The sequence below is a fragment of the Pontibacter saemangeumensis genome (genome assembly GCF_039541895.1).
GTDB lineage: Bacteria > Bacteroidota > Bacteroidia > Cytophagales > Hymenobacteraceae > Pontibacter > Pontibacter saemangeumensis.
The window spans coordinates 1-12,160 of record NZ_BAABHC010000002.1 but is presented as its reverse complement, the minus strand read 5'-3'; the positions used below and the strand labels follow the sequence as shown (position 1 = coordinate 12,160).

Here is a 12,160-nt window from a genome sequence, read left to right as displayed (position 1 = left end):
GCTTTACGGGTTTTCATGCCCCTGAAGCTATTATGTAACAGCAGAAGGCAAACTACAGTAGGAGAAAGGAATGGGCTTGCGAAGCCAGAACGGGAGCTATGAAGTCACTGATGCCGTCCGATCAAAGTAAAATGCAACGGTATATCGGTTTCCTATCCTGCCGTGAGCCGTCGCAATCCTTGTACTAACTATTTAGCAAGAAAGAAGTATAATAGGGAGGCATTTGTAAACAAACCAAGCCGAAAAATCGGATTACGTTCGAATGTCACCTCTTAAAGCCGCTTTAGCTGATGTAGCGGGCGGTATATATAAATCTTAACATTATATGAAGATATCCGTTTACCCCGGCTCTCCTTATCCGCTGGGAGCCACCTGGGATGGGGAAGGAGTCAATTTCGCCCTTTACGGCGGTAATTCCACAGCCGTCGACCTTTGCTTATACGACCCGACAGACCATAAAAAGGAAATTGCAAAAATCAAGCTGACTGAACACACGCATCAGATATGGCATGTTTACTTGCCTGGCTTACAGCCGGGGCAGCTATATGGATACCGGGTGCATGGCCCATATGAGCCGCATCGTGGCAACCGCTACAACGCCAATAAGCTCTTGTTAGACCCTTATGCGAAAGCCATCTCCGGAACGGTAGAGTGGCATGACTCGCTCTTCGGGTACGAGGTAGGGCACCCGGATGAAGACTTCAGTTTCAGCAAAAGCGACAGTGCCCCCTATATGCCCAAAGCTGTCGTGGTAGACCACAACTATGACTGGGGTGGGGACAAAGCCCCGAAGATTCCGTACCACAAGTCCATTATATATGAGACGCATGTGAAGGGTTTCACAAAACTCCATCCCAATATTCCGGAGGATATAAGGGGCACCTACAAAGGCATGGCGCACCCGGAAACCCTGAAATACCTCAAGGAATTAGGTATAACGGCGGTAGAACTGATGCCCGTGCACCATTTTATCACGGACAGGTACCTGGCGGAGAAAGGACTGACGAACTACTGGGGCTACAACTCCATCGGGTTCTTTGCCCCCGATGTGCGCTACTCCAGCAACGGCACCCTCGGGGAGCAGGTGGTGGAGTTTAAGGACATGGTGAAGGCCCTGCACAGAGAAGGGATCGAGGTGATCCTGGATGTGGTGTACAACCACACCGGCGAAGGTAACCATATGGGCCCCACGCTTTCCTTTAAAGGGATTGACAACGCGTCCTATTACCGGTTGGTCGACAAAGATCCGCGTTTCTACATGGATTATACCGGCACCGGCAACACCCTGAACTCCAGCCTGCCCAGTGTGCTCCGGCTAATCATGGACAGCCTGCGTTACTGGATAACGGAGATGCACATCGACGGCTTCCGCTTTGACCTGGCCTCCACGCTTGCCCGCGAACTCCATGGCGTGGACAAACTGGGATCCTTTTTCGATATCATTCACCAGGACCCTATCATTTCGCAGGTAAAGTTGATCGCCGAGCCCTGGGATGTAGGGGAGGGCGGCTACCAGGTCGGAAACTTCCCCGCTGGCTGGACTGAGTGGAACGGGAAATACCGGGATTGCATGCGCGACTACTGGCGTGGGGAGCACAGCATGCTCGCGGAGTTCGCTGAGCGCTTCACGGGCAGTTCAGACCTGTACCGCGATGACTACCGCCGGCCGACTGCAAGTATTAATTTCATCACGGCACACGATGGCTTCACTTTGCACGACATGGTGTCATATAACGAAAAACACAACTTAGCGAACGGAGAGGACAACAAGGACGGCGAGAGCCACAACCGCTCCTGGAACTGTGGGGTGGAAGGTCCCACAGACGACCCGGAGGTGCTCGCGCTCAGGCAAAAGCAGAAACGCAACTTCCTTACTACCCTGCTGCTGTCTCAGGGCGTGCCCATGATCGTGGCAGGGGATGAGTTCAGCCGCACCCAGCTCGGTAATAACAATGCGTATTGCCAGGACAATGCGATATCCTGGCTTGACTGGGACAAAGCGGATACGGATTTGCTTGAGTTCACGCGTAAGCTGATTGAGCTGAAGAAGAACCACCCGGTCTTCTGCAGGCGCCGGTGGTTTCAGGGGCAACCCATCAAAGGAACGGGGGTATATGATATCGCCTGGTTCCTGCCAGAGGGCAATGAAATGGACGATGAGCACTGGAACCATGACTATGCGAAGTCGCTGGCCGTGTTTATGAACGGGCATGGCATTCACTCGGTGGGCCCGAAAGGGGAGGCGGTGAAGGACGATAGCTTTTACATGATCTTCAATGCACACCATGAGCCGATCACGTATAAGCTACCGCCAAAGAAGTATGGTGAGAAATGGACGAAGATCCTCGACACAAGCAACGACAGCTTCAACGTGAAACATGACATCTATGCCTTCCGGAAAACGCTGAAAGTGGAGGGACGGTCTATGGTGCTATTGCGGTGCCCGCTTAGTTAGCGTCAAATATGCCATATATGAAAAATGCCGCCGACCAATCAGGTCGGCGGCATTTTTCATATATAATCTTTTTTATTGGTCAGTATAAGCGCATTTATAATTCAAAGCGCTAACTGTCTCCAGTGCATCTTCCTCCAGTTCCCTCCATGCTAATGGCTACAGGTCTATATACCCTCTATGGCCGAAACATGAAATCCGCTACTAGACGTGCGACTGTTTCTTGAGGGACGCGATCTGCTGGTTCAGCTCTTCGATGCGGTTCATCTCGGTCTGTAGTTCGCGCTTTACCTTTAGCTCCTTCTCCCGGGCGTTCTTCTTGTATTCGTTGTATTCCTGGTCTATCTCGTCGAAAGCCTTCTGCTTTTCAACAGCTACCAGTTTGCTGCTCCTGTACTGCATCAGGAAAATGCCCAGCAGCACGAGCAGGGTGATGATAACGGCAAAGCTGAGGATCACATAATTCTGCTTCTCCATGTCGATGCCCAGCACCGAAAGGTTAGCTACGTTATAAGCGCTTTGCTGCACTTCCTGCTCTTTGGCAGCAAACTCTTTCTTTATGGCCTCCAACTGGCTGTTCTGCTTTTGGATGCTCTCTTTTGCCTCGGCCAGTTCCTGGTCTCTTTCTTTGCCGGCTTCGATCAGTTTTTTCTCCCTTGCCTCTATGGTGTCCTGTACGCTTTTCCAGAACGCGTCGAGGGAGGTAACTCCCACCACCTTGTAGGTTCTGTTGTTTTCGACGTAGGAGTTGGCATTATCTTTCAGGTTGTTAAACTGCCTGGCGAGGGTGTTGTTGGCAGGAGCTCCTTTTTTAGCTGTTCCCTGTGCGCTGGCAACGGTGAAAGACGACGCAAAGAATAAAAGTAAAAAGAATGGCTTCATGGTTTCGATGATAAAATCCGGGCGAAGTAGCCTGGGTTAAACAAAATGTATTGCGGTATAGCGTTAGTAAAAGTGTGTTGCGGTTTAGATGAATTGCAAGACTACTAAAAATTAACTTTACAAATGTACCTTTTATTGTTCAAGCCCCTAAAAGTAGGTGTCGGAGTGGTCTGTTTTTTATGATAGTAAGCGCTGCAGCAGCAGAACCTAAGTCCATGATGCGCAGGGGTTAAGGAGGTTGTTTAGGATACTATCAGCGCAAGAATACAAAATGCATCTATAACTAGCAAAGCCAGCGTGATATCTTTTGTCTTTCCGCTTACGAGCTTCATGGCGGTCCAACTCAGGAAACCCCAGATAATGCCCTGGGTGATGGAATATGAGAAGGGGATCAGCACCATCGCCAGAAAGGCGGGGATCGCCTCGTCGAGCTGCATCCAGTCTATCCGGGTGACGGGCCGCACCATAAACACGCCCACCAGCACCAGGGCCGGCGCTGTGGCGATGGCTGGGATAACAGAGAGCAGCGGCGCCAGGAAAAGGAAGGGCAGGAACAGCAGCGCGGCCACCACGGCAGTGAGCCCCGTGCGCCCGCCGGCCTCAATGCCCACCGCGGATTCTATATAGGCTGTACCGGGGCTTGAGCCGACCAGACCGGCCAGGGTGGTGGCAAAAGCATCTGTCAGCAGCGAGCGTTTCACATTTCTAGGCTCGCCCTGCGCATCCGTCAGGTTGGCCGCTTCGGCCAGCCCCACGAAGGTGGAGATACTGTCAAACATATCAGTGAACACAAACGCAAAGATGACGGGCACCACGGCCCATTGCAGGGAGTTTACAAAGTCTAACCGGAGCAGTAGGCTGAAATCGGGAGCGGCAAAAACGCCCTGAAAATTCACCAGCGTGCCAGCACCGGATACCGCATCCAGGCCCCACCAGCGGCCCAGGGGGTAAGCCGCCAGCGTTGTGAACAGAATCCCAAACAGGATGGCTCCCTTCACCTGCCGGGTTAGCAGGATTGCCGTCAGCAGCAGCCCGGCCAGAAAGGTTACTACAGAGGGAGTCAGGTCGCCGATGCTCAGGATGGTGGCCGGGTTGGGCACGATGAATTTGGCGTTGGCAAAGCCGATCAACGTAATAAACAGGCCAATGCCCGCCGCGATGGCATAACGCAGCGGCCGCGGGATAGCCAGCAGGATGAAAGTGCGGATATTGAACGCCGACAACAACAGGAAAACGACGCCCGACCAGAACACGGCCCCGAGCGCAACAGGCCACTCCACCCCAAGCCCTAACACGGCAGAATAAGTAAAAAAAGCATTCAGGCCCATGCCGGGTGCAACAATGATGGGATTCTTCGCATAGAGCCCCATCATCAGGCTACTGAAGAAGCAGACCAGAACAGTGGCCGTCAGCACTCCGGCAAAGGGCATCCCGGCCTGACTGAGGACGCTGGGGTTGACGACAATGATATAAGCGGTAGCCAGAAAAGAAGAGACCCCGGCAATGATCTCGGTCTGTACCGAGGTTTTGTTTTTCTTCAGTTCAAAGTAGTCCTGCATGCTGTATCTGCGTTTAACACGAGTTCTCCTTCCGGGCGTGACCCGGCATAGAAAGTTAAAATTAATAAAAACCGGGGGATTGGTATATAAAATTAAGCAAAGCCGCCGGAAGCGCCACTTGCACAGGTGCTAAATTACTAAATCAGGTAAAACAGCTTTTTTGGCGGGAGGAGCAAGGGAAGGGCGGCGGGGAGGTTGGGCAAAACGGAACGGTGGCAGGCGCTGGCTGTAAGAAAGAATTGCTATTGTTTAGGATTACGTTTAATTTTCAAGCGAAAGACCATCAACGCAACTGGTCGGTTCTAAGATCATCTATATAACCTAATCGAAAAACATGTTCGTACACCACGTATTTTTCTGGCTGAAAAACGCCGGATCGGAAGAAGATAAAGCGAAGCTGCTGGAAGGCCTAAAAGGCATGACTTCCATTGATGTTATTAAAACATCCCATATCGGGGTGCCCGCAAACACAAACAGGGAGGTGATCGAGCGGGGCTATGATCTGTCGTGGCTGCTGATTTTCGATAACCCGGATGACCAGGAAATTTACCAGGTGCACCCGGAGCACAAGGCATTCGTGGAGAAGTGCTCCTCGCTCTGGTCTAAAGTGGTGGTGTATGACGCCATCGATATATAAATCGATATATCAAAGGAGCATGTCCGGTGCCGCTGCGCCTTTTTAAAGCGGTACCGGGCTTATGTAAACCGGAGTCCTTCGCTCCCTGAACATCCGCCAGCGCGGCACGTGCTATGGACCACTCCGCTACATTCTCTTTCTTCGGTAGCTTAAACGATTTTATTCCCGTGTCAAAGCGGGGGCAGCCGCTGCCGTATTGCTTTGCCGGGGCCCCGGCCGTGAAAGACGCCATTGAAGCCCTGGGCGTGCCGCACCCGGAGGTAGAGGTGATCCTGATAAACGGGCAGCCTGTGGATTTTTACCGTCCGTTGCAGGCCGGTGACCAGGTGGCCATATATCCCGCGGCGAGCAGAGCCCAGCACCCCGAAAGTTATTCTGTGCGCGCCGGCTTACTGCCGCCTGATGCATTTGTGCTGGATGTGCACCTGGGCAAGCTGGTGCGGGCACTGCGGATGCTGGGCTTCGACAGTTGCTACCGCAACGACTACACCGACAAAGACATCTCGCACATCGCCCAGTCTGAGAATCGGATTGCCCTGACACGGGATGTCGGGCTTTTGAAGCAGAAGTCCATCCGGTGGGGCTACTGGCTGCGCTCGCAGCTCCTAACGGAGCAACTGGGGGAAGTGATTTCCTGCTTCCACCTGAAAAAGAAGTTTCGCCCCTTTACCCGATGCATCGCCTGTAACGGCCCTATCGTGGAAGTTCAGAAAGAAAGCGTAGTGACACAGCTTCCTCCTAAAACAAAGCTATATTTTGATGAATTTTACCAATGCAACTGCTGCGGCCGCGTTTACTGGAAAGGGTCCCATTATGAACGGATGCAGGAGTTTATCGGGCGCTATTTAAACCCTTAGGAGGTTTATATATAAGCGTATTCCGTTTAGCTGTTGAAGTGGTAAAGGAAGGTGATGATGCCGGTGAACGCGGGCTTTTTGCTGTCCTGGATTTCCATCGTTACCTCCAGCCGTGCCTTCGCGATACCGCGAAGGTCTTTCACCGAGAGCAGCTTTGCCCGGAGACGCACAGCACTGTTTACCGTCACGGCCTGGTTAAAACGCAGGCTTTCAATTTCATAGTTTACCTGCATCTTCAGGTTCTCTATGCCGGCGATTTGCGTCCACAGGTAGGGCAGGAGCGATACGGTCAGGTAGCCGTGGGCAATGGTGCTGCCGAAAGGAGTCTCTGCTTTAGCCCGGTCGGCATCGAGGTGTATCCACTGGTGGTCGAGCGTGGCATCCGCAAATTTGTTTATTTGCTCCTGCGTGATCGTGTGAAAATCTGACACCCCCATTTCAGCCCCTTCGTACTGCTCGAGCTCTTTCAGGCTCCGGATAATTAGTTTGCTCATCAACTATATAATAACAAAGTATAACGTTAGGTCTTGCCGTGCTCCCGTACATGCTGCCGGGGACCTGCCCGGCTACATTTTTTCAGTGGTTAGAGTACTTTTTGGTTGCTTAGATTTCTTGGCAGCGGCACCGCTTGATTCAGGAGCTTAAATGCCCCTAAGAACGGATGCCCTGAAAAACCGGTTCAAGATACTTAAAAACTATATAGCAAGCTATATACGCTTTGCCTCAAAATAAAGCAGGTCGGGGTGCGGCCGGATAGCTGGACCTACTTCCCCTTTGTCTGACAACTAAGCATATTTCTGAGCGGATTTCGGCAAAGCAGCATATAGTATTTCCTGTTACACAATAGGCGGTGCTTGTATGCAGTGATCCTAAAGATTTACTATCTTGAGCTTTATCTCCTGGGGCTTGTGCCTTCACTTAAACAAACTGCCGATGATAGGGATCGTTATTCTGGCCGCAGGCGCCTCTTCGCGGATGGGAAAGCCGAAACAGGAACTCCTTTATAAAGGTGAGACCCTGCTGCAACATGCCGTAAAGGCCGCAGTGTCCACTTCCTGCGAACCGGTGGTGGTGGTTTTAGGGGCTAACACTGAAGTGCGGCTCCCGGCCTCAGATGGCAAAACGGTGTTAACCGCCATCAACCCGAAATGGCAGGAGGGGCTGAGTTCCTCCATACGCTGCGGCCTTTCCGCCTTGCTTGCGGCCGCGCCTCAGGCCGAGAGCGTGCTCTTTATGGTATGCGACCAGCCTTTTGTGGAAGCGGCTTTACTGGAGAGTCTCCTACACACAAAGTCTGCAGGCAGAAAAGGCATTGTAGCCTGCCAGTACAAGGATACTTTCGGCACTCCTGTATTATTCGATAAAGCCTATTTCGACGAGCTGCTGTATCTGCGGGGGAAAGAGGGGGCCAAAAAGCTGTTGTTCCGCCACAGCGAGCATGTTGCCTCTGTCTCTTTCCCTTTGGGTGCAATCGATGTGGACACGCCGGAGGATTATGCAGCTCTAAAAAGATCAGAGTCAGAGGATTGAACAGGAATGGCGGAACATTTTTTCTTGGTTTGAGATTATATCCTTAACTTAGGTTAAAAATCAAACTACCTTATTCTTATGGCCATATATAAGCTGAAAATCAACGGCCGACGCTACGAGGCCGACGTTGAATCAGACACCCCTTTGCTGTGGGTGCTGCGCGACAATCTCGGGTTGGTGGGAACAAAGTACGGTTGCGGCATTGCGCAGTGCGGTGCCTGCACAGTGCATATGAACGGCGAAGCCCTCCGCTCCTGCGTTTTACCCGTTTCTGCCGTGGGAGATGCGAGCATCACCACTATTGAAGGGCTGTCGGCCAATGGCGACCACCCGATGCAGCAGGCCTGGGACGAGGTAGATGTGGCCCAGTGCGGCTACTGCCAGGCAGGACAGATCATGACGGCCGTGGCCTTGCTTAACAAGAACCCGAACCCGAGCACTGCGGAAATAGAAAACACCATGAACGGTAATATCTGCCGCTGCGGTACCTATCACCGGATCCGCGAAGCTGTTGCCTTAGCCGCCACTAAAACCAAATAGCCATGTCGACTCTATCCAAACCAAGCAGACGCAATTTCATGAAGCTGGCTGCCACAGCGGGCGGCGGACTTTTCTTAGGCTTTAGCTGGACCGGTTCGCTGGCTTCGGCCCTCGAGGTGGTGAGCGACACCGCGATTGCCGCAGGCGAGATCAACTTCAACAGCTACCTGGCGCTTTCCCCGGATGGCATTGTGACCATCCTTTCCCCTAACCCGGAGTTGGGGCAGAACATCAAAACCTCCTTCCCGATGATCGTGGCCGAGGAGCTGGACGCCGACTGGACGAAGGTGAAGGTGGTGCAGGCGCCGCTGGACACGAATAAATTTGAACGCCAGGTGACTGGTGGCAGCGGCGCCGTGCCGCATTCCTGGGAGCGGCTTCGGAAAGCGGGTGCCACCGCGCGCCATATGCTGCTAGAGGCCGCCGCTAAACGCTGGAAAGTGTCTGCCGGCACGCTCAGAACAGAAAACGGATTTGTGCTGAACCCAGCCAATGGCAAGAAGCTAAGCTATGGTGAGCTGGCCACAGAAGCATCTAAGGTGCCGGTGCCGGAAAATGTGAAGCTGAAGGACCCAAAGGATTTCAAGCTGATCGGAACGGCCGTACGCAACGTGGACAACCACGAAATGATCACCGGCAAACCGCTATATGGCCTTGATTTCTATAAAGACGGTATGCTGTTCGCCATGATCCAGCGGCCGACGGCGTTTGGCCTGAAGCTGAAATCAGTGGACGCCACGGCCGCCAAGGCTATGCCCGGCATCGTGGACGTCGTGACGTTCAAAAACAATGTGGCCGTCGTGGGCAAATCGACGTGGCAGGTCAGCAAGGCCCGCAAAGCATTAAAGGTGCAATATGAGGCAGAGGCAGCGCTGGAAAGCAGCGCCGACCACGACCGCATCTTTAAGGAGCTCCTTAATAGCACCGATGCCACTGTCCGAAGGAAAGACGGCGATGTGGAGGCTGCGTTCAAATCGGCTGCGAAGGTCATCAAAAGCGAATACCAGTGCCCGTTCCTGTCGCATAGCCCGATGGAGCCGATGAACTTTTTTGCACATGTGCGCCCGGATGGCGTGGAACTGGTTGGCCCGACGCAAACGCCGGAGCGCGCACGCGACCAGGTGGCCGAGCTGCTGAAAATCGCCCCTGAAAAGGTAACGGTGCAGCTGACACGGCTCGGTGGCGGCTTTGGCCGCAGGCTGAGCGCCGATTTCGCACTGGAGGCCGCAGAACTGTCCAGCATCATCAAGGCTCCTGTGAAGGTAATCTGGTCGCGTGAAGACGATATGACCGGCGGCACCTACCGGCCTGCCGTGCGTTACCGTTTTGAGGCCGCCCTGGATGCCAAAGGCAATATGATCGGCTACAAGCTGCGTGGCGTGGGCATGAACTCCGGTAACCCGACACGCGAAGACAACTTCCCTTCGGGAGCCGTTGATAACCTGCTGATCGATTCAGTAGAGCATAAATCGCCGATCACCACTGGCCCCTGGCGCGCACCGATTACCAATTTCCTGGCCTTTGCGGAGCAGTCCTTTATAGACGAGGTGGCGCATGCCGCAGGCAAAGACCCGGTGCAGTTCCGCCTGGAGCTGCTGGACAAAGCCAAGAAATCGCCAGTAGGCGAAATCAAGTACGACATCGACCGCATGAGAGGCGTAATAAACCTGGCTGCGGAGAAATCGGGTTGGGGCAAGAAAAAAGGGGTGGCACAGGGATTCAGCGTTTACTTCTCGCACCGCTCGTATGTGGCGCAGGTCGGGGAGGTAGAATTGAAAGATAACAAACCCGTGATCAAGAAGATATATGCCGCCGCCGATTGTGGGATGGTGGTGAACTTGAGCGGGGCGAACCAGCAGGTGCGCGGCGGGATCGTGGACGGGCTCGGGCATGCGATGTACAGCAACCTCACCTTCAAAAACGGCGCGCCGGAGCAGGAAAATTTCAATTCCTACCGCCTGATCCGGATGAAGGAGATACCGGAGGTGGACGTGCATTTCGTACACAACGGCATTGATCCCACCGGGTTGGGCGAGCCGGCGCTACCACCGACAGGCGGCGCAGTGGCGAATGCTATTTTCAAGGCAACGGGCAAGCGGCTGCGCAACCAGCCATTCGCGGAGCAGGAAGAACTGAAAACGGTTTAGCAAGCGCCCTAAAGAAGCCTGACAAACAAACTCATATGTAAATCTCACTGCTGTTTTAGTGCAGGAGGCTTTACAGCATTTGCGTTTTGTGATGTCTGGGTTTTCTGTTCAGGAGGGGATTTATATATAAACATGCCGCCGGTCGAAGGTTCATGCCATCGCCGGGCGGCATGTTTAAGTTTTTGGCTTCTTCCGGATTCACAACTTCCGAAAGTTTCTGGGAACAGCATTAACAGAATTTCGGCTGAGGTTTAAACTATTAGCAGCGCGAGGTTGGTTTATATAGGCAGCAGGCTGTTGCCGATGGCGCTGTTTGAGATATAGCCGCCATATATCGAAATGAAATATTTATGTTAAAGGACAGACACGGACGGACGATCAACTACTTAAGGCTTGCCGTAACCGACAGGTGCAACCTGCGGTGCTTTTACTGCATGCCCGAGGAGGGAATCGACTGGCTTGGCCGGGAAGAGCTGATGAGCTACGAAGAAATGCTGCGCCTCTGTTCCGTGTTCTTGAAAATGGGAATCGAGAAGATCCGGATCACAGGCGGCGAGCCGTTCGTGCGGAAAGGCTTCATGCCCTTCCTGACAAAACTATCCCGACTTGATGGCCTGCAGCAGCTTACCATCACTACCAACGGTGTGCTGACGGCCCCTTTCGTGCCGGAGCTAAAAAGGATCGGCGTCCGCTCCGTCAATCTCAGCCTCGACACGCTAGACCGGAACCGCTTCTTCGCCATCACGCGCCGGGATGAATTGCCAAACGTGCTTGAAACACTGGAGCAGCTGTTGCAGCACGATGTAGACGTGAAACTGAATGCCGTGGTGATGGAGGGGAAGAACACTGACGATATCCTACCGCTTGTGGAACTCACCAAGGAACTGCCCATCAGCGTGCGTTTTATTGAGGAAATGCCATTCAACGGCGGCGATGCGGCGCCTAAGCTCCTTAGTTGGGACCATGTGCAGATTCTGGATTCGATCAAAGCCAAATATCCCAACCTATATAAGCTGCCGGACCCGGCATTCTCTACCTCTTTTAACTACCAGATTCCGGGGCACAAAGGGAATGTGGGCATCATTGCCGCCTACACGCGCTCTTTCTGCGGCACCTGTAACCGGATCCGGCTTACGCCGCTGGGCGACCTGAAAACCTGCCTGTACGGAGGTAGCGTGCTTAATTTTAAAGACCTCATGCGAGCGGGGGCAAGTGAAGAGGAAATTCAGGCAGCTTTATACAAGGCCGTAAGCATGAAAGATTTAAACGGTTGGGAAGCCGAGAAAAATAATTCCGGCCTGGCCTCCTTAAGCGCCTCTATGGCTACGATCGGTGGCTAAGATTGCGTAGGTTAGTCAAGCTCCTTCTGCCGGGTTTTTCAGTGGCAGAGCTGCGCCACACATCACAAGGGCCTATCAGAAGCAAGCCTGTCATGGTGGCGGATAACTCAAGGCTGAAGCAACTCCATCAAAGCATATAAGAGGCTGTTTTGATTTAGCTGGATAAAAAAGCAGGTGCCGGCTGTTGGGTAAGAAAAGTTTGCAGACTTATGGCTT

General features: G+C 53.1%; 10 protein-coding genes. 7 read left to right on the top strand and 3 right to left on the bottom strand.

Annotated features, from left to right (window positions below; translation table 11 throughout):
• The first annotated feature begins 325 nt into the window (after positions 1-325).
• A complete protein-coding gene (glgX, locus tag ABD920_RS01665; RefSeq protein ID WP_345156403.1) occupies positions 326-2,455 on the top strand; it encodes a glycogen debranching protein GlgX in 2,130 nt (709 codons plus the stop codon).
• 201 nt (positions 2,456-2,656) lie between these two features.
• On the opposite strand, the gene ABD920_RS01660 is transcribed toward glgX, so the two are convergent.
• Both ABD920_RS01660 and ABD920_RS01655 read right to left on the bottom strand, forming a co-directional pair.
• Positions 2,657-3,334: a hypothetical protein gene (locus tag ABD920_RS01660; protein WP_345156402.1), complete on the bottom strand. Its 678-nt coding sequence runs from the start codon at positions 3,332-3,334 to the stop codon at positions 2,657-2,659.
• Positions 3,335-3,576: 242 nt separating this feature from the next.
• The gene (locus ABD920_RS01655; RefSeq protein ID WP_345156401.1) at positions 3,577-4,893 is read right to left on the bottom strand and encodes an NCS2 family permease; all 1,317 of its coding nucleotides are present in this window, start codon (positions 4,891-4,893) and stop codon (positions 3,577-3,579) included.
• Positions 4,894-5,227: 334 nt separating this feature from the next.
• Here ABD920_RS01655 and ABD920_RS01650 point away from each other — a divergent pair, with 334 nt between their 5' ends.
• Both ABD920_RS01650 and ABD920_RS01645 read left to right on the top strand, forming a co-directional pair.
• A complete protein-coding gene (locus tag ABD920_RS01650) occupies positions 5,228-5,530 on the top strand; it encodes a Dabb family protein (protein WP_345156400.1) in 303 nt (100 codons plus the stop codon).
• 113 nt (positions 5,531-5,643) lie between these two features.
• Complete coding sequence (locus ABD920_RS01645) at positions 5,644-6,387, top strand: Mut7-C RNAse domain-containing protein (protein ID WP_345156399.1); 744 nt, start codon at positions 5,644-5,646, stop codon at positions 6,385-6,387.
• A gap of 26 nt (positions 6,388-6,413) precedes the next feature.
• Here the strand turns inward: ABD920_RS01645 and ABD920_RS01640 are convergent, their stop codons facing one another.
• Positions 6,414-6,881, bottom strand: coding sequence for a MaoC family dehydratase (locus ABD920_RS01640; protein WP_345156398.1), 468 nt, complete (start codon positions 6,879-6,881; stop codon positions 6,414-6,416).
• 439 nt (positions 6,882-7,320) lie between these two features.
• Between ABD920_RS01640 and ABD920_RS01635 the strand changes: the two genes are divergently transcribed.
• The 4 genes from ABD920_RS01635 to moaA all read left to right on the top strand — a co-directional run bounded on the left by ABD920_RS01635 (position 7,321) and on the right by moaA (position 11,944).
• A complete protein-coding gene (locus ABD920_RS01635) occupies positions 7,321-7,917 on the top strand; it encodes a nucleotidyltransferase family protein (protein WP_345156397.1) in 597 nt (198 codons plus the stop codon).
• A 78-nt stretch (positions 7,918-7,995) separates the two neighbouring features.
• Entirely contained in the window at positions 7,996-8,457 is a 462-nt protein-coding gene (locus ABD920_RS01630) for a (2Fe-2S)-binding protein (RefSeq protein ID WP_345156396.1), read from the top strand.
• 2 nt (positions 8,458-8,459) lie between these two features.
• On the top strand, positions 8,460-10,604 hold the full coding sequence (locus ABD920_RS01625; RefSeq protein ID WP_345156395.1) for a xanthine dehydrogenase family protein molybdopterin-binding subunit: 2,145 nt from the start codon (positions 8,460-8,462) through the stop codon (positions 10,602-10,604).
• 350 nt (positions 10,605-10,954) lie between these two features.
• Complete coding sequence (moaA, locus tag ABD920_RS01620; protein ID WP_345156394.1) at positions 10,955-11,944, top strand: GTP 3',8-cyclase MoaA; 990 nt, start codon at positions 10,955-10,957, stop codon at positions 11,942-11,944.
• Positions 11,945-12,160 lie beyond the last annotated feature (216 nt).

Coding starts and splice junctions, on each gene's coding strand:
- ABD920_RS01650 (WP_345156400.1), top strand. CDS start 5,228: ATGTTCGTACACCACGTATTTTTCTGGCTGAAAAACGCCGGATCGGAA.
- ABD920_RS01640 (WP_345156398.1), bottom strand. CDS start 6,881: ATGAGCAAACTAATTATCCGGAGCCTGAAAGAGCTCGAGCAGTACGAA.
- ABD920_RS01630 (WP_345156396.1), top strand. CDS start 7,996: ATGGCCATATATAAGCTGAAAATCAACGGCCGACGCTACGAGGCCGAC.
- ABD920_RS01660 (WP_345156402.1), bottom strand. CDS start 3,334: ATGAAGCCATTCTTTTTACTTTTATTCTTTGCGTCGTCTTTCACCGTT.
- glgX (WP_345156403.1), top strand. CDS start 326: ATGAAGATATCCGTTTACCCCGGCTCTCCTTATCCGCTGGGAGCCACC.
- ABD920_RS01655 (WP_345156401.1), bottom strand. CDS start 4,893: ATGCAGGACTACTTTGAACTGAAGAAAAACAAAACCTCGGTACAGACC.
- ABD920_RS01645 (WP_345156399.1), top strand. CDS start 5,644: ATGGACCACTCCGCTACATTCTCTTTCTTCGGTAGCTTAAACGATTTT.
- ABD920_RS01635 (WP_345156397.1), top strand. CDS start 7,321: ATGATAGGGATCGTTATTCTGGCCGCAGGCGCCTCTTCGCGGATGGGA.
- moaA (WP_345156394.1), top strand. CDS start 10,955: ATGTTAAAGGACAGACACGGACGGACGATCAACTACTTAAGGCTTGCC.
- ABD920_RS01625 (WP_345156395.1), top strand. CDS start 8,460: ATGTCGACTCTATCCAAACCAAGCAGACGCAATTTCATGAAGCTGGCT.